This window comes from Cupriavidus sp. SZY C1 (genome assembly GCF_032190535.1).
In the GTDB taxonomy this organism is placed as follows: Bacteria; Pseudomonadota; Gammaproteobacteria; order Burkholderiales; family Burkholderiaceae; genus Cupriavidus; species Cupriavidus pauculus_C.
This window is the reverse complement of the sequence record NZ_JAUANU010000013.1, coordinates 63,682-82,266: the sequence shown is the minus strand read 5'-3', so window position 1 is coordinate 82,266 and position 18,585 is coordinate 63,682. Positions and strand designations below refer to the sequence as shown.

At 69.9% G+C, this 18,585-nt stretch carries 19 protein-coding genes; 13 read left to right on the top strand and 6 right to left on the bottom strand.

Annotation, left to right across the window (positions count from 1 at the left end):
* Positions 1–25: 25 nt before the first annotated feature.
* A complete protein-coding gene (locus QTN24_RS19385) occupies positions 26–154 on the bottom strand; it encodes a hypothetical protein (protein WP_301337493.1) in 129 nt (42 codons plus the stop codon).
* A gap of 244 nt (positions 155–398) precedes the next feature.
* Between QTN24_RS19385 and QTN24_RS19380 the strand changes: the two genes are divergently transcribed.
* Positions 399–1,652: an Hsp70 family protein gene (locus QTN24_RS19380; protein ID WP_313839208.1), complete on the top strand. Its 1,254-nt coding sequence runs from the start codon at positions 399–401 to the stop codon at positions 1,650–1,652.
* A 21-nt stretch (positions 1,653–1,673) separates the two neighbouring features.
* On the opposite strand, the gene QTN24_RS19375 is transcribed toward QTN24_RS19380, so the two are convergent.
* The gene (locus QTN24_RS19375; protein WP_313839085.1) at positions 1,674–2,075 is read right to left on the bottom strand and encodes a cupin domain-containing protein; all 402 of its coding nucleotides are present in this window, start codon (positions 2,073–2,075) and stop codon (positions 1,674–1,676) included.
* A gap of 140 nt (positions 2,076–2,215) precedes the next feature.
* Positions 2,216–2,875 carry a response regulator transcription factor gene (locus tag QTN24_RS19370; RefSeq protein ID WP_313839083.1) on the bottom strand — a complete coding sequence of 220 codons (660 nt, stop codon included), beginning with the start codon at positions 2,873–2,875 and terminating at the stop codon, positions 2,216–2,218.
* A gap of 517 nt (positions 2,876–3,392) precedes the next feature.
* Between QTN24_RS19370 and QTN24_RS19365 the strand changes: the two genes are divergently transcribed.
* The 8 genes from QTN24_RS19365 (at position 3,393) to poxB (ending at position 12,682) form a co-directional block, all read left to right on the top strand.
* Positions 3,393–4,382 (top strand): alpha/beta fold hydrolase, encoded by a 990-nt coding sequence (locus QTN24_RS19365; protein ID WP_409559054.1) that lies wholly within the window; start codon positions 3,393–3,395, stop codon positions 4,380–4,382.
* Between the two features lie 86 nt (positions 4,383–4,468).
* Positions 4,469–6,340 (top strand): amidohydrolase, encoded by a 1,872-nt coding sequence (locus tag QTN24_RS19360; protein WP_313839081.1) that lies wholly within the window; start codon positions 4,469–4,471, stop codon positions 6,338–6,340.
* A 511-nt stretch (positions 6,341–6,851) separates the two neighbouring features.
* Positions 6,852–7,268, top strand: a complete 417-nt coding sequence (locus QTN24_RS19355; protein ID WP_124685595.1) for a DoxX family protein — start codon at positions 6,852–6,854, stop codon at positions 7,266–7,268.
* Entirely contained in the window at positions 7,265–8,875 is a 1,611-nt protein-coding gene (locus QTN24_RS19350; protein ID WP_313839079.1) for an MFS transporter, read from the top strand. The genes QTN24_RS19355 and QTN24_RS19350 overlap by 4 nt, the downstream gene beginning before the upstream one ends.
* A gap of 28 nt (positions 8,876–8,903) precedes the next feature.
* The gene (locus QTN24_RS19345; RefSeq protein WP_313839077.1) at positions 8,904–9,182 is read left to right on the top strand and encodes a XapX domain-containing protein; all 279 of its coding nucleotides are present in this window, start codon (positions 8,904–8,906) and stop codon (positions 9,180–9,182) included.
* Entirely contained in the window at positions 9,166–10,287 is a 1,122-nt protein-coding gene (locus tag QTN24_RS19340; protein WP_313839075.1) for a porin, read from the top strand. The genes QTN24_RS19345 and QTN24_RS19340 overlap by 17 nt, the downstream gene beginning before the upstream one ends.
* A 160-nt stretch (positions 10,288–10,447) precedes the next feature.
* Entirely contained in the window at positions 10,448–10,822 is a 375-nt protein-coding gene (locus tag QTN24_RS19335) for a response regulator transcription factor (protein ID WP_124685599.1), read from the top strand.
* Between the two features lie 129 nt (positions 10,823–10,951).
* On the top strand, positions 10,952–12,682 hold the full coding sequence (gene poxB, locus QTN24_RS19330) for a ubiquinone-dependent pyruvate dehydrogenase (RefSeq protein WP_313839073.1): 1,731 nt from the start codon (positions 10,952–10,954) through the stop codon (positions 12,680–12,682).
* A 15-nt stretch (positions 12,683–12,697) separates the two neighbouring features.
* On the opposite strand, the gene QTN24_RS19325 is transcribed toward poxB, so the two are convergent.
* Together QTN24_RS19325 and QTN24_RS19320 are read right to left on the bottom strand one after the other, a co-directional pair.
* A complete protein-coding gene (locus QTN24_RS19325; RefSeq protein ID WP_124685601.1) occupies positions 12,698–13,390 on the bottom strand; it encodes a response regulator transcription factor in 693 nt (230 codons plus the stop codon).
* A 201-nt stretch (positions 13,391–13,591) separates the two neighbouring features.
* Positions 13,592–13,831 carry a hypothetical protein gene (locus QTN24_RS19320; protein ID WP_124685602.1) on the bottom strand — a complete coding sequence of 80 codons (240 nt, stop codon included), beginning with the start codon at positions 13,829–13,831 and terminating at the stop codon, positions 13,592–13,594.
* A gap of 497 nt (positions 13,832–14,328) precedes the next feature.
* On the opposite strand from QTN24_RS19320, the gene QTN24_RS19315 reads away from it, so the two are divergent.
* The gene (locus tag QTN24_RS19315; protein WP_124685603.1) at positions 14,329–15,381 is read left to right on the top strand and encodes an alpha/beta fold hydrolase; all 1,053 of its coding nucleotides are present in this window, start codon (positions 14,329–14,331) and stop codon (positions 15,379–15,381) included.
* Between the two features lie 9 nt (positions 15,382–15,390).
* Positions 15,391–15,537, top strand: coding sequence for a MarR family transcriptional regulator (locus tag QTN24_RS19310; RefSeq protein ID WP_253700294.1), 147 nt, complete (start codon positions 15,391–15,393; stop codon positions 15,535–15,537).
* Positions 15,538–15,594: 57 nt separating this feature from the next.
* Here the strand turns inward: QTN24_RS19310 and QTN24_RS19305 are convergent, their stop codons facing one another.
* The gene (locus QTN24_RS19305; RefSeq protein WP_313839070.1) at positions 15,595–17,463 is read right to left on the bottom strand and encodes an alkaline phosphatase D family protein; all 1,869 of its coding nucleotides are present in this window, start codon (positions 17,461–17,463) and stop codon (positions 15,595–15,597) included.
* Positions 17,464–17,466: 3 nt separating this feature from the next.
* On the opposite strand from QTN24_RS19305, the gene QTN24_RS19300 reads away from it, so the two are divergent.
* Together QTN24_RS19300 and QTN24_RS19295 are read left to right on the top strand one after the other, a co-directional pair.
* Positions 17,467–17,703: a hypothetical protein gene (locus QTN24_RS19300; protein WP_313839068.1), complete on the top strand. Its 237-nt coding sequence runs from the start codon at positions 17,467–17,469 to the stop codon at positions 17,701–17,703.
* 158 nt (positions 17,704–17,861) lie between these two features.
* Positions 17,862–18,584 (top strand): type II secretion system protein N, encoded by a 723-nt coding sequence (locus QTN24_RS19295; RefSeq protein ID WP_253700295.1) that lies wholly within the window; start codon positions 17,862–17,864, stop codon positions 18,582–18,584.
* The last annotated feature ends 1 nt before the right edge of the window (position 18,585 follow it).

Sequence of the window (18,585 nt, the reverse complement as noted above, 5' to 3'; positions counted from 1 at the left end):
TGGCGGCCCCTTGGCGTGCGTGGCGTCAGCGGAGCAGGTTGAACGTCAGCACGTTGAATGCCAGCCCCAGCGCGATGGCGCCGCCGAGTGTCTCCAGCGCGGCCAGCGCCACCAGTTCGCGGAAAATGCGTGTCTCGTCCTGCTTGGTCACCATGGTATTGTCTCCAGTCGGTTTTCCAAACGGCCAGCCGGTGGTGTCGCATCGGCCGGTCACACTGCAACCTGCACCTTCAGTAGACTGCAACCCCGGGGTGGCGAACAGTTGGCACAAACCCGCATGGGGTGATCCCCGATGACCGACGCCCCGCGGGGAAAACCCCTACAATAGCCACCCGCGCACGGCCACCCGACACCCGCGCCGCGCGCGTCTCCGCTGCCCCCTGAATCCCTGTATGTCCATGATCTCCAACGCTTGCGGCGTCGACTTCGGCACGTCCAATTCCACCGTCGGCTGGCTGCGCCCCGGTGCGCCCACGCTGCTGCCGCTGGAAGACGGCAAGGCCACGCTGCCCTCCGTGCTCTTCTTCCACGCCGAAGACCCGCTGGTCAGCTACGGCCGCGCCGCGCTGGCCGACTACCTGGCCGGCTACGAGGGCCGCATGATGCGGTCCATCAAGAGCCTGCTCGGCACGTCGATGATGGACGACAGCACCGAGGTGATGGGCCAGGCCATGCCGTTCCGCAAGCTGCTGGCGCATTTCATCGGCGAGCTGAAGGGCCGCGCCGAGCGCGCCGCCGGCCGCGAATTCCATGCGGCGGTGCTGGGCCGGCCGGTGCATTTCATCGACGAGGACGCCCAGGCCGACCAGCTGGCCGAGGACACGCTGGCCGAGATCGCGCGCGACGCGGGCTTTCGGGACATCGCGTTCCAGTACGAGCCGATTGCCGCGGCGTTCGACTACGAGGCCGGCATCGGTGGCGAGGAACTGGTGCTGGTGGCCGATATCGGCGGCGGCACGTCGGACTTCTCGCTGGTGCGGCTGTCGCCGGAGCGCGCGAAGAAACTGGACCGCCGCGAGGACATCCTGGCCAATGGCGGCGTGCACATCGGCGGCACCGATTTCGACCGCGCGCTGAGCCTGGCGAGCGTGATGCCGCTGTTGGGGCTGAACAGCCAGCTGCGCAACGGCAAGGCGATGCCGTCGGGCCAGTACTTCGACCTGGCCAGCTGGCACACGATCAACCTGGTCTACACGCGCAAGGCGTGGGCCATCGTGATGGACAACTACCGCGACGCGGCCGAGACCGAGAAGCTCGACCGCCTGATCCGGCTGATCAAGGACCGCGCCGGCCACTGGCTGGCCATCCAGGTGGAGGCGGCCAAGATCGCGCTGTCGGCCGACCCGCGCACCACGCTGGACCTGGGCCGCATCGCGCCGGACACCACGCTGGACATCACGCGCGACGACTTCGACCGGTCCATCGACAAGCTCGTGGCCAGGACGGCCAGCACCGTGCAGGGCATGCTGAAGACGGCCGGCGTGGCCGCCGACAGCGTCGACACGATCCTGTTCACGGGCGGCTCCAGCAGCGTGCCGATGCTGCGCGAGCAGCTGGCGCGGCTGCTGCCGGCCGCGCGGCGCGTGGAAGGCGACCTGTTCGGCGGCATCGGCTCGGGCCTGGCGCTGGACGCCGCCCGCAAGTTCGGCTGAGGCGCGCGGCGCCCCGGCCCGTTACTTCTTCAGCACCACCAGCGGCGCCCCGGTCTTGACGATGTAGGTGGCCAGCTCCGACGCCTTGCCGGTGCCCACGTTGCGCGCCGAATGCGCGACGCCATCGGGAATGAACAGCGACTCGCCAGCCTTCAGCGTGACCGGCGGGCGGCCTTCGAGCCGGTATTCCAGCGAGCCTTCCACCACGTAGGCAATCTCCTCGCCCGGGTGCGTGTGCGCCGGGGCAAACGCGCCCGGGTCGAAATCCACGCGCACCTGCACGGTCTGGTGGCCGGGCACCGAGATCGGCTGCTGCACAAGATCGGTGCGATGGATGCCGGGCGCCTGGGCGTGCGCGGCGGACAGTTGCAGCCCCGCGCCCAGCATCAGCAGCGCGGCGGTCATCAGGCGAATCGGTTTCATGGCGGGCTCCTTGGTACGGTATGTGGTGGAGCCCCCATTTCAGGGCCGCCGTGTATCGGCGGGATATCCGGCGCGCGGCGGTCTTGTCAGCCACTGTGGCCTGGCGGCCTGCGGATACATTGGGATACGAAGCGGGCGGGCTACTGGTCTGCCTGGCATAGCCCGATCTGCTGCGCCATCAGCACCAGGTCGGCAAACGTGCGCGCGTGCATCTTGCGCATGGCCTGGCCGCGATGGATCTTGACGGTGACCTCGCTGATGCCGATCTCGCTGGCAATCTGCTTGTTCAGCAGCCCCGAGACGGCCTTGCCCATGACCTCGGCCTCGCGCGGCGTCAGCGTGGCGTAGTGCGCGCGGATGTCCTGCAGCCGGCGCAGCCCGCGGCGGCGGTGCCGGTCCTTCTGCAGCGCGGCGGACACCGCATCGAGCAGGTCCTGCTCGCGCAACGGCTTGGCCATGAAGTCCTCGGCCCCGGCCTTCATCGCCGTGACCGTCATCGCGATGTCGCCGTGGCCCGTCATGAAGATGATGGGGATGCGCACGCCCATCTGCGCCAGCCGGCCCTGCAGGTCCAGCCCGCTCGGGCCGCGCAGCCGCACGTCCAGCACCAGGCAGCACGGCGTGTCCGGCAGCGGAAATTCCAGCAGCTCGGCCGCCGAGCCAAACAGCGCCACGCGCATGCCCACGGAGCGGAACAGGTTGCCCAGCGCGGCCCGCAGCATGGCGTCGTCGTCCACCACCAGCACCAGCGCGTCGGCGTTGTCGCCGGGGCCGGCCGGGTCTGCGTTCTGCGATGTCACGACGGGACTCTCCAAGGTGCCCTGTGGGCGGATTGCGGATGGATGGCGGGATGCGCGGCGGGCGGGCCAGCGATGGCCGCCCCGGTCCGCCCCGCATTTCAGCACAGCCCCCGCGGCTGCGCCACCCATACCAATTGATGAGTGGACAACGCGCATCGCGCCGCCCGCCCGCACCGCATCCGCCCGACTAATACCAAGTGCGTAGGGCCGCCGCGCGGCCGTTGCGCGCCATGGACAGCGCCGTGCCGCCACCCGCCGGCCACGGCCACCCCCGGCTAATACGATCAGCCAATGGTTGCCCGCGCACGCCGCGTCTAGTCTTGCGGCGGGTTGCGCCGTGCGCGCGCCCAACGGCGCTTCAATTTTTTTGATGAACTCATGCAGGACGGGTGCCGCGAACAGCGCATCCACCCCGCTAAAGTTCCATCCATCGCAGCGCCAGACGGCGAACCCGGCCAGCGCCGGCGGGATCACCAAATCAAACAAACTGAATACACCTTTAGCCAGGAGAAGTCTCATGTCGAACCTCGCCCCCCAGCCTTCCGCCGAACAACCGGACGCCTCGCGCCGCAAGCTGCTGGTTGGCAGCACCGTGGGTGCCGCCGCCGCGTCGGTGGCATCGATGGCCGCGCTGGCCCCCGCCGCCGCCGAGGCCGCGCCCGCCGCCGGCCGCCCGGGCAAGCAGGGCAGCTACGTGACGACCCGGGACGGCACGCGCATCTTCTACAAGGACTGGGGCTCGGGCCGCCCGGTGGTGTTCTCGCACGGCTGGCCGCTCGATGCCGACGCCTGGGACGCCCAGATGCTGTTCCTGGTGCAGAAGGGCTTCCGCGTGATCGCCCATGACCGTCGCGGCCATGGCCGCTCGGACCAGCCGGCGCAGGGCAACGACATGAACACCTACGCCGACGACCTGGCCGCCGTGCTGGACGCGCTGGACATCAAGGGCGCCACGCTGGTGGGCCATTCCACCGGCGGCGGCGAAGTGGCGCGCTACATCGGCCGCCACGGCACCCGCCGCGTGGCCAAGGCCGTGCTGATCGGCGCCGTGCCGCCGACGATGGCCAAGAGCGCCGCCTACCCGAACGGCCTGCCGCTCGAAGTGTTCGACAACATCCGCAAGGGCGTGGCCGAGAACCGCTCGCAGTTCTACAAGGACCTGGCCACGCCGTTCTTCGGCTTCAACCGTCCGAACGCCAAGGTCTCGCAGGGCACCATCGACGCCTTCTGGGCGCAGGGCATGGCTGGCGGCATCCTGGGCCAGTACCTGTGCATCAAGGAGTTCTCGGAAGTGGACTACACGGCCGACCTGAAGAAGATCGACGTGCCCACGCTGATCCTGCACGGTGACGACGACCAGATCGTGCCGATCGACAATGCGGGCAAGCTGTCGGCCAAGATCGTCAAGAACGCCACGCTGAAGGTGTACCCGGGTGCGTCGCACGGCATGTGCGTGATCAACGCCGACCAGGTCAATGCAGACCTGCTGGCCTTCCTGAACGCCTGAGCGCCGCAGCCATGTCAGTGACCCGCCGGCAATTCATCGCCTCGGCCGCCGCCCTCGGCGCGGCCGCCTCTTCGGAGCTTTTCGCCATGTCGCCAAACCCGACACCCGACCTCATCCTCGTCAACGGCAAGTTTGCCACCCTGGACCGGGCCAACCCCCAGGCCGACGCCGTGGCCATCCAGGACGGCCGCTTCCTCGCCGTGGGCACCCGCGACGAGGTCATGAAGCTGGCCGCGGCCGGCACCCGGGTCATCGACCTGAACGGCCGGCGGGCCATTCCCGGGCTGATCGACAGCCACATGCACATCATCCGCGGTGGCCTGAACTACAACATGGAGCTGCGCTGGGACGGCGTGCGCTCGCTGGCCGACGCCATGCGCATGCTCAAGGACCAGGTAGCCCGCACGCCGGCCCCGCAGTGGGTGCGCGTGGTGGGCGGCTTCACCGAGCACCAGTTCGTCGAGAAGCGCCTGCCGACCATCGAGGAACTGAACGCCGTGGCGCCGGACACGCCCGTGTTCATCCTGCACCTGTACGACCGCGCCATCCTGAACGGCGCCGCGCTGCGCGCCGTGGGCTACAACAAGGACACGCCGAACCCGCCGGGCGGCGAGATCATCCGCGACGCCCGCGGCAACCCCACCGGGCTGCTGCTGGCCAAGCCCAACGCCACCATCCTCTACGCCACGCTGGCGAAGGGCCCGAAGCTGCCGCCGGAGTACCAGAAGAACTCCACGCGCCATTTCATGCGCGAGGTGAACCGGCTGGGCGTGACCGGCGTGATCGACGCCGGCGGCGGGTACCAGAACTACCCCGAGGACTACAACATCATTGAGGAGCTGCACAAGGACGGCCAGCTCACGGTGCGCCTGGCGTACAACCTGTTCACGCAGAAACCCAAGGAGGAACTGGCCGACTTCAAGACCTGGACGTCCACGGTCAAGCCGGGCCAGGGCGACGACCTGTACCGCCACAACGGCGCCGGCGAGATGCTGGTCTACACGGCCGCCGACTTCGAGGACTTCCGCGTCGAGCGCCCGGACATGCTGCCGTCGATGGAGGCCGACCTGGAGCCCGTGATCCGCCTGCTGGCCGAAAAGCGCTGGCCGTGGCGCCTGCACGCAACCTACGACGAGACCATCACCCGCGCGCTGAACGTCTACGAGAAGGTGGCCAAGGACGTGCCGTTCAACGGCCTGAACTGGTTCTTCGACCACGCCGAGACGATCTCCGACCGCAACATCGACCGCATCGCGGCACTGGGCGGCGGCATCGCCGTGCAGCACCGCATGGCCTACCAGGGCGAATACTTCGTCGAGCGCTACGGCGCCAAGGCGGCCGAAGCCACGCCGCCGATCAAGAAGATGCTGGAAAAGGGCGTGAAGGTGGGCGCCGGCACCGACGCGACGCGCGTGGCGTCGTACAACCCGTGGGTGTCGCTGTACTGGCTGACCACCGGCAAGACCGTCGGCGGCATGTCGATGTATCCGCAAGCCAACCTGCTGGACCGCGAGACCGCGCTGCGGCTGTGGACCGAGGCCAACACGTGGTTCTCGTCCGAGGAAGGCAAGAAGGGCCAGATCAAGGCCGGCCAGCTCGCCGACCTGGCCGTGCTGTCCGCCGACTACTTCAGCGTGCCCGGCGACGACATCCAGGACATCACGTCGGTCATGACCGTGCTGGGCGGCAAGGTGGTCTACGGCGACAACGAGTTCGGCAAGCACTCGCCCGACATCCCGCCGGCCATGCCCGACTGGTCTCCCGCCCGCCACGGCAGCCAGTACCAGCCGCGCCCGACCGCCCAGGCCAGGCAGCTCGCGATGAACACCGCCTGCGGCTGCGCCAGCTCGTGCGGCGTCCACGGCCACGCGCACGCCAAGGCGTGGACGTCGAGCGTACCGACATCGGACGAAAGCAGCTTCTGGGGCGCGCTCGGGTGTTCTTGCTGGGCGTTCTGAGGCTGGATGTTGGTTTGACAAGCGCTGAGCTTGACCGACCGATTGTTGTCTCCCCTCTTCCGCACGGCGGGAGAGGGGTCGGGGGAGAGGGCTGGCGGCTCGCGGTGCTGGTATCGGCAATTTGCACCGCTTGCCCTCACCCCCAGCCCCTCTCCCGCGTGCGGGAGAGGGGAGCAGGCCCAGCGTGTTTGACAACACCTGAGCTTGACCAACCGATTGTTGTCTCCCCTCCCCCGCACGGCGGGAGAGGGGTCGGGGGAGAGGGCCGGTGGCTCGCGGTGCTGGTATCGGCAATTTGCACCGCTTGCCCTCACCCCCAGCCCCTCTCCCGCGCGCGGGAGAGGGGAGCAGACCCGGCGGTGTATTGAAACCGCCAAGCTGCGATCACCCATTGTTGTCTCCCCTCTCCCGCATGGCGGGAGAGGGGCCGGGGGTGAGGGCCAGCGTCTCACATGCTGACCCCCGCAACCCGCCCCACCCCCAACCCGTTTTTCTTTTCCGGAGACCCGCCATGCAAGTTTCTTCCTCATCGCCGACGGCAGCCGGCGCCAGCACGGGCTGGTTGCGCTGGATTGCCCTGCTGCTGCTTTGCGCGGCCTATCTGCAGGGCGGGCTCGTCAAGCTGTTCGATTTCCCCGGTGCCGTGGCCGAGATGCAGCACTTCGGGCTGGCGCCTGCCGTGCCGCTGGCGGCGGCGACCATTGCGCTGGAGCTGGCCGCGCCGGCCATGATCCTGCTGGGCGTGTATCGCTGGCTTGGCGCGCTGGCGCTGGCGGCCTTCACGCTGGCGGCCACGTTCATGGCCAACCGGTTCTGGAGCGCGCCGCCCGAAGCGCAGTTCATGCTGATGAATGCGTTCTTCGAGCACCTGGGCCTCGTTGGCGGCTTCCTGCTGGTGGCCTGGCACGACCTGCGGAGCCGGCCATGACGGAGGCCGCTACCTCCGCCAAACCCGCCGGCTCGTTCGCGCCGCTGGCGCAGCCGACCTTCGCCGTGCTTTGGGCGGCCACCATCCTGGGCAACATCGGCAGCTTCATGCGCGACGTGGCCAGCGCGTGGCTGGCTACCGACCTGTCGACGTCGCCCGCCGCCGTGGCGACCATCCAGGCCGCGGCCACGCTGCCAGTCTTCCTGCTGGCGATTCCGGCCGGCGTGCTGTCCGACATCCTGGACCGCCGCCGATTCCTGATCGTGATCCAGGTAGCGCTGGCCGCCGTCAGCGGTACGCTGGCGTTCCTGGCATGGCAGGACGGCCTGACCATCGAGATCCTGATCGCGCTGGCGTTTGCCGGCGGCATCGGCGCGGCGATGATGGGCCCGACATGGCAGTCGATCGTTCCCGAACTGGTGCCGCCCAGCACGCTGCGGCAGGCCGTGGCGCTGAACGCGCTGGGCGTGAATATCGCCCGTGCCATCGGGCCGGCCACGGGCGGCCTGCTGCTGGCCGCGTTCGGCGCGGCGGCCACCTATGGCGTGGACCTGCTCAGCTACGTGTTCGTGATTGCCGCGCTGATCTGGTGGAAGCGGCCGGCGCAGCCGACCGACCCGCTGCGCGAGCATTTCTTCAGCGCCTTCCGTGCCGGCCTGCGCTTCACGCGGGCGCACGGCAAGCTCCATAACGTGCTGCTGCGCGCGGCCGTGCATTTCGCGTTCGGCAGCAGCGTCTGGGCGCTGCTGCCCCTGGTGGCCAAGCAACTGCTGCACGGCGGCGCCGGCCTGTACGGGGTGCTGCTGGGCGCCGTGGGCGCCGGGGCCATCGTTGGCGCGCTGACGATGCCGATGCTGCAGAAGCGGCTCGATGGCGACGGCGTGGTGCTGGCATCGGCCATCGCCACGGCGGCGGTCATGGCCGGGCTGTCGTTCGCCCCGCCGGTCTGGCTGGCGCTGCCGCTGCTGCTGGTGCTGGGTGCGGCGTGGATTCTGGCGCTGACCACGCTGGGCGGCGCCGCGCAGGCCATCCTGCCGAACTGGGTGCGGGGCCGTGCGCTGGCCGTCTATCAGATGGTCTTCAACGGCGCGCTGGCCGGCGGCAGCCTGCTGTGGGGCTTTGTCGCGCAGGCCATGGGCACGCCGCACGCGCTGCTGATCGCGGCGGGCGGGCTGGTGGTGGCCGCGCTGCTGCTGCACCGCATCCGCCTGCCGCGTGGCGAGGAAGACCTGGGTCCGGCCCGCCACTGGCCCGAGCCCGAGATGGCCGACGCCATCGGCCACGACCGCGGCCCGGTGATGATCCTGATCGAGTACTGCATTCCGGCCGCCAACCGCGACGCCTTCCTGCGCGCCGTGCACCGGCTGTCTGAAGAACGGCTGCGCGACGGCGCGTTCAGCTGGGGCGTGATGGAGGACCCGGCCAACCCCGAGCTGCTGACCGAGTGGTTCCTGGTGGAGTCGTGGGCCGAACACCTGCGCCAGCACCGCCGCGTGCCCAACGCCGACGCCGACCTGCAGCGCGACGTGGCCGGCTTCCACGTCGCCAGCGAGCCGCCGCGCGTGCGCCACCTGCTGGGCGTGGGGCTGCCGCCGGCATCGCGCTGACCCTTTTCCGACATAGCGAGAACCAACCATGAAGATCTACCTTGTTTCCCTGGGCGCCGGCGTGCTGGTCGGCGTCATCTACGCCCTGCTGCAGGTGCGCTCGCCCGCGCCCCCCGCCGTGGCGCTGCTGGGCCTGCTGGGCATGCTGATCGGCGAGCAGGTCGTGCCGCCCATCAAGCGCATGATCGCCGGCGAGCCGGTCAGCGTGGCATGGTTCCACGCCGAGTGCGTGCCGAAGATCACCGGCACGCCGGGTCCGCTGGTGGCAGCCAACGACAAGAAGGCGGGCGATGCGTCGACGCACTGAAGCATCCACGCGCGGGCGCGTCGGCGTACCCCTCGCGCTGGCCGCGGCCAGCCTGGCCTCGACGCCCGCGCTGGCCGGCACCGTCACCGTCTACGGCCGCCTGAACACCGCCATCGAATACTCGCGGGCCAGCGCGGCCACCGACGGCACGTCGCTGGGCAGCGTGGTGCGGCAGACCAACAACCGCTCGGTATGGGGCCTGCGCGGCGAGGAGGAACTGGGCGGCTCGCTGAAGGCGCTCTGGCAGATCGAGAGCAACCTGTCGGTCGACAACGGCCAGGGCGGCATTGCCACGCGCAATTCCCGGATCGGGCTGCAGGGCGACTACGGGCTGCTGTTCATGGGCCACTGGCACACGCCGTACACCGAGTCGACCATGGCGTACGACCCGTACTACCCGACGACGGCCGGCTACATGGCGCTGATCGGCAACGGGTCCACGTCGACCTCCGACAACGTGCAGGACACCAGTTCGTTCGACCGGCGCCAGAAGAACATCGTGCAGTACCGCTCGCCGCAGCTTGCCGGCGTCAGCGTGTGGCTGGGCTGGGGGCTGCCCGAGGAAAAGACCACGGTGGCGCGCAACCCCGCGCTGTACTCGGCCGCGGTGGTCTACAACAAGGGCCCGCTGAACGCGACCGTGGCGTACGAGATCCACCAGCATTACCAGGCGGCCGGCCGCAACGACGACGCGCTGAAGGTGGGCGTGGCGTACCAGCTCTTCAAGGGCACGCGGATCTCGGCGCTGTACGAGCACCTGCACTACCGCACCGACAGCGGCGACCTGCAGCGCAACGGCTACTACGCGTCGCTGGTGCAGCAGCTTGGGCCGGGCAGCCTGCGGGTGGGCTTTGCGCTGGCGGCCAACGGCACGGGGTCGTCGACCGATACGGTCGGCTTCTTCCGCAGCGGCGCGGAAACCGGCGCCACGCAGTTCACGGTGGGCTACGACTACCCGCTGTCCCGGCGCACGGCGCTGTTTGCGTACTACAGCCGCATCCAGAACCGGCGCAACGCGGTCTACGACTTCGCCATCAACGAGCTGGGGGTGGGCGCCGGGGCCGACCCGCAAACCTTCGCGCTGGGCATGCGGCACAACTTCTGATCCCGGTGCACGCTCGGCGCGTCACTGATACGTTGGTATCGGCGGCGCGCCGTGTCGGCGGGGCGCTGACAATACCACCGTATGATATGGGCCGCGTCCGGGCGCGATTATGCTGCGGGGCTGGCGGTGCCGCGCGTCGCCCCACTACAGAGGAACCTGATTGACTGCCACCCCCGTGATCGCCATCGTCGACGACGACGCTTCCGTCCGGCAAGCCATGGGGCGGCTGGTGCGCTCGCTGGACATGGCCGCCGAGCTGTACGACGGCGGGCCCGGGCTGCTGGCGTCCCCGTCGCTGGCCGGCATCGACTGCGTGATCACCGACGTCCAGATGCCCGCGATGAACGGCTTTGCGCTCTGCAACGCACTGCGGGCCGGCGACCACCGCATGCCCGTGATCTTCATGACCGCGTTCGTGTGGGACGGCTACGCCCAGCGCGCCCGCGACGCCGGCGCCACCTGCTTCCTGACCAAGCCGTTCCACGACACCGAGATCATTGCCTGCATCGAGCACGCGCTGCGCGGGCCCGGCTAGCCACGCCGTGCGAATCCGGAACGCCGCGCGCCGGGGCGGAACCCGTGCCCGCCGGCGCGGCGTAGCCTGTGGAATCTTTCGCCGCCGCGCGAATCCCACAGGCATCCCCAACCGGACAAGGAGCACAGCATGGCCACGGAGAACGCAGCCGACCTGATTACCTCGGTGCTACATGGCGTGGGCGTCCGCCGCATCTACGGCGTCGTCGGCGACAGCCTCAACGGGCTGACCGAATCGCTGCGCCGGCGCGGCGACATCGACTGGATCCACACGCGGCACGAGGAAACGGCAGCGTTCGCGGCCGGCGCCGAGGCGCACCTGACCGGCGAACTGGCGGTCTGCGCCGGCAGCTGCGGGCCGGGCAACCTGCACCTGATCAACGGGCTGTTCGACTGCCACCGCTCGCGCGTGCCGGTGCTGGCCATCGCCGCCCACATTCCCAGCGCCGAGATCGGCCGCAACTACTTCCAGGAAACCCACCCCGAGCAACTGTTCCGCGAATGCAGCCACTACTGCGAACTGGTGAGCAGCGTGGAGCAGTTGCCGGGCGTGCTGGAAACGGCCATCCGCACCGCCGTGGGCCGCCGCGGCGTGGCCGTGATCGTGATTCCGGGCGACGTGGCGCTGCGCGCGGCCACGGCCGCGCTGTCGGCACCGGCGTCGATGGCGCTGCCGGCGCCCGTGGTGGTGCCTGACGCCGCGTCGCTCGACGCGCTGGCGCACCTGCTGCGCGACAGCCGCCGCACGACGCTGCTGTGCGGGCGCGGCTGCGCCGGCGCGCACGACCAGGTGGTGCGGCTGGCCGAGACGCTGAAGGCGCCGGTCGTCCACGCGCTGGGCGGCAAGGAGTACATCGAGTACGACAACCCGTACGACGTCGGCATGACCGGCCTGATCGGCTTCAGCTCCGGCTACCACGCGATGCAGAACTGCGACACGCTGGTCATGCTCGGCACCGACTTTCCCTACCGGCAGTTCTACCCCACCGACGCCCGCGTGGTGCAGGTGGACGTGCGGCCCGAGAACCTGGGCCGCCGCACGCGGCTGGACCTGGGCCTGGTGGGTGACGTGGCCGCCACGCTCGACGCGCTGCAGCCGCGCCTGGCGCCGCAGGCCGACACCGCCCACCTGGACGCCAGCGTGCGCCACTACCGCGAGGCCCGCCAGCAGCTTGACGACCTGGCCACCGGCGACAGCGGCCGCAAGCCCATCCATCCGCAATACCTGGCGCGGCTGCTCAGCGAGCAGGCCGACGAGGATGCCGTCTTCACGTTCGACGTTGGCACGCCGACGATCTGGGCCGCGCGCTACCTGCGCATGAACGGCCGGCGGCGGCTGATCGGGTCGCTGGCCCATGGCTCGATGGCCAACGCGCTGCCGCAAGCCATCGGCGCGCAGGCCGCGTTTCCGGACCGGCAGGTGATAAGCCTGTCTGGCGACGGCGGCTTTGCGATGCTGATGGGCGATTTCCTGACGCTGGTGCAGCAGGGGCTGCCGGTAAAGGTGGTGATCTTCAACAACAGCGTGCTGGGCTTCGTGGCGCTGGAGATGAAGGCGTCCGGCCTGCTGGAGACCGGCACGTCGCTGCAGAATCCCGATTTCGCGGCCATGGCGCGCGCCGTGGGCGTGCACGCCCAGCGCGTGGAAGACCCGCTGCTGCTGCCCGAGGCCGTGGCGATGATGCTGGCGCACGATGGCCCCGCGCTGCTCGACGTGGTGACCAACACGCAGGAACTGGCGATGCCGCCCGCGCTGAAGGCCGAGCAGGTCAAGGGTTTCAGCCTGTGGGCGCTGAAGGCGGTCATGAACGGCCGCGCGGACGAACTGGTGGAACTGGCGAAGACCAACCTGCTGCGATAGGCGGGAGCCGCCGGGTCAGTCGCCGGCGGCGGTCGCGCCGGCGCGCCGGGCGCGGGGCGTCACCAGCCCCAGCGCCTGGGCCATCAGGATCAGGTCGGCAAACGTGCGCGCGGCCATCTTGCGCATGGCCTGCCCCCGGTAGATCTTGACCGTGGCCTGGCTGATGCCGAGTTCATCGGCCACTTCCTTGTTCATCAGGCCGTGCACCAGCAGCTTCATGACCTCCTGCTCGCGGCCGGTCAGCGCGCCAAAGCGCTCGCGGAGCTGCTGGGTCTGGGAACGCGCCTGGCGGCGCAGGCGGTCGCGCTGCAGCGCCTCGTTCACGGCGTCCAGCAGGTCCTGCTCGCGGAAGGGCTTGGCGATGAAGTTGACGGCGCCGGCCTTCATGGCCGCCACGGTCATCGCCACGTCGCCGTAGCCGGTGATGAACACGATGGAGGCGGTGCGGCCGGCCAGGTTCAGGTGGCTCTGCAGGTCCAGCCCGCTGGCGCCACGCAGCCGCACATCCAGCACGATGCAGGTGGGCTGGTCCGGAAAGCCGTGGGCCAGCAGTTCCTCGCCCGAGGCGAACGCCAGGCTGGCCAGCCCCACCGAGCGGAACAGGCCCGACAGCGCACGCCGCACGTCGTCGTCATCGTCCACGACGAGCACGAGCCCGTCGGCGGCGTCTTCGGCCGGTTCGCGCAACATGGCGGCACTGCTGGTCATCTGGCTCTCACTCTGCATTCAGGGGCACCGCGCCGGGGCGCGGTCGGGACGGACCATGCACGACCCGATGGCCGACATTGCACGAGGATGCGCTGGATTTGCCGGCAACGGCCGCAAACCGGCATCGTTCCGCCCGATGCGAAGCGGGATTATCGGCGCTTTCCGCGAGATTGCCAACGACGGCGGGCCGGTCAGGCCGCCCTAGACGGCCTCCAGCGCCCGGCTCAGCGTGTAGGCGGTGCGCACCGCCACGTCGAACGACCGGTCGCAGGCCAGCTCGCGCCCGGCCACGGTGATGTGCCACCAGTCTCGGGTGCGCTCGCAGCTCAGGCGGTGCTCCTCCATCTGGTCCGAAAACCAGCGCCACAACCGCGCGTCCTGGCTCGACGCGGACGCCGCCGCGCGCAGCCGGACCATTTCGAGGCCATTCGATTGGTTCATGTGCTTTCTCCCCGGAGCCAACGCCCGCGTGCCCCGTGAGCACATGGTAGGCAGGCGGGGCGAATGTGTGCATCGCCCGTTGGTTCGACCGCCGTAGCGCGTCGGCGTGGCAGTGTCATACCAAAGTCGTATCGCGGCGGCGGCGCCGGGGCCCGCCCGCCACCCCGCCCGGGCCGCCCTTTTTGTATCGGCGTGCCCCAGCGGGGCGGCCAAATACATTGCGATACAAAACCGGGCCAGTCCGACACATGCCGCCTGCGGGGGGCCCCTAGACTCACTGCCAACAAGCCGCCCGCTGCCGGGCGCGCCGGCCGGATCGGCGCCCTGGCGTGCCATTCGGAAAGCAGTGGTCCCGGGTCTATATCGCCGTGGCCGCCGGGGCGCTACACAGCATAGGTCGGTCTTGCATCGGCCGTGACCCGAATGTTTCACGTACCCGGCGCCGTGGCGCCGCATCGCAGTACAACGCCTGCGTCTGGACGCAAAAAGGAGAAATCATGAAGAAGAACATCGACCTGCCCCGCCGTAACTTCCTGGGCACCGCCGGCCTGGCCCTGGCCGCCGCCCAGCTTGGCATGATCGGCTCGGCCAACGCCCAGTCGGCCGTGTCCAAGGCCGCGCCGCTGACGCCGGTCACGCCCGGCACGCACACCTCGTTCGGCACGATCAAGCAGATCAACGCCGGCGTGCTCAACATCGGCTACGCCGAAGTGGGCCCGGCCGATGGCCCGGTGGCGCTGCTGCTGCACGGCTGGCCGTACGACATCCACGCGTTCGTCGACGTGGCGCCGCTGCTGGCCCAGCGCGGCTACCGCGTGATCATTCCGCACCTGCGCGGCTACGGCACCACGCGGTTCCTGTCGGCCGACACGATGCGCAACGGCCAGCCGTCGGCCATGGCCGTGGACATGATGGCGCTGCTGGACGCGCTGAAGATCCGCAGCGCCGTGGTGGCCGGCTTCGACTGGGGCGCGCGCACCGCCGACATCATGGCCGCGCTGTGGCCGGACCGCTTCCGCGGGCTGGTGTCGGTCAGCGGCTATCTGATCGGCAGCCAGGCCGCGGGCAAGCAGCCGCTGCCGCCCGAGGCCGAGCTGCAGTGGTGGTACCAGTTCTACTTCGCCACCGACCGTGGCGTGGCGGGCTACCAGAAGTACACGCACGAGTTCTCGAAGCTGATCTGGAAGCTGGCGTCGCCGCAGTGGAAGTTCGACGACGCCACGTTCGCGCGCAGCGCCGCGTCGCTGGACAACCCCGACCACGTGGCCATCACGATCCACAACTACCGCTGGCGCCTGGGCCTGGTCGAGGGCGAGGCGAAGTTCGACGACATCGAGAAGAAGCTGGCCACGGCGCCGACGATCAGCGTGCCGACCATCACGATGGAAGGCGACGCCAACGGCGCGCCGCACCCGTCGCCCAGCGCCTACAAGAGCAAGTTCACGGGCCGCTACGAGCACCGCGACATCACGGGCGGCATCGGCCACAACCTGCCGCAGGAGGCGCCCACCGCCTTCGCGCAGGCCGTGCTCGACATCGACCGCAAGTAAGGCGCCGCCATGCTGCACCGGCTGCTGATCCTGGCGACGATGGCGCTGTCCGCGCTGGCCTGCGAGATAGGCGGCGGCGCCGACCGCTGCGCGTGGAAGGGCACGCCGGGCCAGTACCGCGTGGACCCGCCACCGGGCCGGCGCCGCAAGCCGTAAGCGGGCCACCCCGGCGCGGCAGGCGTCCTCCCCCCGCCTGCCGCGCGCCCTGGGCCGCTACGACACGCTGACGTCGGCCGTGTTGGCTGCCACCTCCAGCAGCCGCGTGCTGGCCGTGGCCGGAGATGGCGCCGTACCGCCGTTGAGCCGCTGCATCGTGTGGAATGTGCAGCTGAGCTTGCCCGGCGTCAGCGTGACCAGCGCGTAGCCCTCGGCGTTGGTGTCGACATGGCGCAGCCACGGGTTGAACGTGCGCAGCGTGGTGTCGAACGTGTTGACCAGCGTGCCGCCCACGTCGCTGTAGATCAGGTCCCGCAGTGCGGCAAACGCCGCGTCGCTGTCCACCACGGTACGGAACGAACTGAGCAGCGTGTTGCTCGATAGCCCCGCCGTGACCAGGTCCACCATCACCGGGACCGGGCTGGCGGCATCGTAGTCGTCCATGACCTGCCCGCCGAAGAACGCGTGGATGTCCCCGCTCAGCGCCACCACGTTCTTGACGCCGTTGGCCTTCAGGAAGGCCATCAGGTTCTTGCGCTCGGCGTTGAAGCCGTCCCACTGGTCCGCATTGAGGATGAACTTGCCCAGCAGCGACGCCGGCGGCAGCCGTGCCTCGACGAACGGGCGGACATTGGCGTCGAAGCTGGCCGCGTCGATGCCGGCCTGCGACAGCACGTTGCGCAGCGCCGCATAGGCCAGGTTGGCGTAGCTGCCAGCCGCCCGCGCCGCGGCAAGGTCGCTGGCCAGCGCCGTGGCGATCGCGTCCTCCACGGCCGCCAGCGCGCTGTTCGCCAGCACCAGCGCCCGCGCCACCAGCCGCGAGACGGCCTGCGTGATGTCCACCTGCATGCGCAGCGCGGCAAGCTGGTTGCCCCAGAGCTTCCACGTCGTGCCCGCCCCGCCCACGCGGTCCTGCCACCACGTGCGCTGCGCATCGCCCAGCATCGACACCGGCGTCAGCGCGCCGCCCGCCGTGGCGATCTTGGCCGCCTCGGCCGTCGCCAGCGTGTCGAACGGCACCAGGTACAGGCTGCCCACCGAGCCGCCTGCCGTCTGTTCCGGAATCACGTGGTCGGCCCGGTACAGCCGCTCGTCGGTCATCAGCAGCGTGGCCAGGTTGCCGAACGTGAACGCGCGATAGATCTGGATGTTCTGGAACGACGGATTGGCGGCGTCGAAGCTGACATCGGCCGGCATGTATTCGAACCACGCCTGGCTGGCCGCGCGCCGGCGGGCCGTGCGAGGCGTCAGGTCGTCGTCGGCGTCGTAGGTCTGGCGGTCCTGCCAGCAGTTGTCGGAGAACTCGTGGTCGTCCCAGATCGCGATCATCGGCGCGGACGCGTGCAGCGCCTGCAGCCCCGCGTCGGCGCGATAGCTGCGGTACAGGTAGCGGTAGTCGTCGATCGTGGTCGCATAGACGCTGCCGTCGGGCAGCGCGGTGCCGTTGGGCAGCGTCAGCGCGCCGTGGCGGTCTTCCACATTGCCCGCGCGCGAGCCGCCCGGCACGGCCTCGTAGATGTAGTCGCCCACGTGGACGATGAAGTCCAGGTCCTGCTGCGCCAGTTCCTCCATGCCGCCCCAGTGGTTGGCGTTCCAGTCCTGGCAGCTCACGAACGCGAAGCGAAGCTGCGACAGCGCGGTGCCGGCCGCCGCCGCGGTGCGGGTGCGGCCGACCGTGCTGGCCCGGTTGCCCAGCAGGAAGCGGTAGTAGTAGCGCGTGCCGGCCGTGAGCCCGGTGACCTTGTTGCGCAGCGTGTAGTCCCATTCGGGCCGCGCCATCAGCGGTTCGTTGACGATCAGCCCCTGCGGCGGGAAGTCTGCCTGCGTGGAGACCTGCAGCCGCACCACCACGGGCCGCTTGCCGTTGCTGCCCTCGACGCGCGTCCAGACCACCACGCTGTCGGCGCGCGGGTCGCCGGAGGCCACGCCATGGACGAAGTTGAAGTTTTCGGGATTGCCGGTGTCGGGGGGTGGATCGTCGCCGCCCCCTCCGCCGCACGCGGCAAGGCCGCCTGCGGCAACGGTGACAGTGAGAAATCCTCCGAGCCTGAGAAAGTGACGACGGTCCATGGCTGTTCTTCCTTGATGTGGGGAAACAAACAGCCGGAGACGGGATGCCGGGAAAGCATCGGGCTGTCTCGCCGGCAGGTCGCATCTGGATACTAGTGTCGGGCGCGCGCGCCTGCCGTCAGTAAAGCGCCGACATCGGCATCGGAGTCACGCTGACAAGCGCCGCCATGTCCTGCCTGCGCCACACCAAAACGCCGCGGCGATCTGCTACGCTAGCCGCACCTCAAAGAACCCGCCCCCAAGGCGCATGCCCCGTGCCCCTGTCATCCCGGCTTCCGCTCCGCTTCGATCCCACCGCCGCTTGGCTGCCCCGGGCCGTGGCGCTGCTGCTGTTCGTCGCCCTGTGCGCGCTGGTCACGCACTGGGTGCTGGCGTTCAGCGCGATGCGGACCATCCCGGTGCCCAAGTCGGCCCGGATCGCCCAGACCGAGGCCGTGGAAACCGGCGCCGTGGCCACGCTGTTCGGCGGCAGCGCGCAGTCGGGCGTGCGTGACGTGCAGTTGATCGGCGTGGTGGCGGACCTCGACGGCGTGGGGCCGGCGGCGGCCATCGTGTCGCTCGACGGCGGTCCGCCCAAGGCGGTGCGCGCGGGGGCGACGCTGTCGTCGCAGATCCGGCTCGTGGAGATTCACGGCCGCAACGTGGTGATCGAGCGCAACGGCGTGCGCCAGGAGATTGCGCTGCCGCTGCAGAACACCGTGGCGGCCGGCGGCCGGGCCAACGTGCCCGCCGCGCCGCCTGCCGGGGCCGCCGCGCCGCTGTCCACGCCGATGCCGGCGCCGGTGCAGTCCACCGCGCCAGCCGTGTCCAGCGCACCGGTACGGCCCGCGCCGCAGTACCAGCCCGCACAGCAGGCGCAGCAGGCCCAGCCGGCGCAGATGCCGCAGCCGACGCCCGATCCCAACCAGCAGATTCCCGGCCAGCCGTTCCAGGCGGTGCAGCCGCCCGGCGAGCCCAACCAGATGCCCAAGCCCTGAC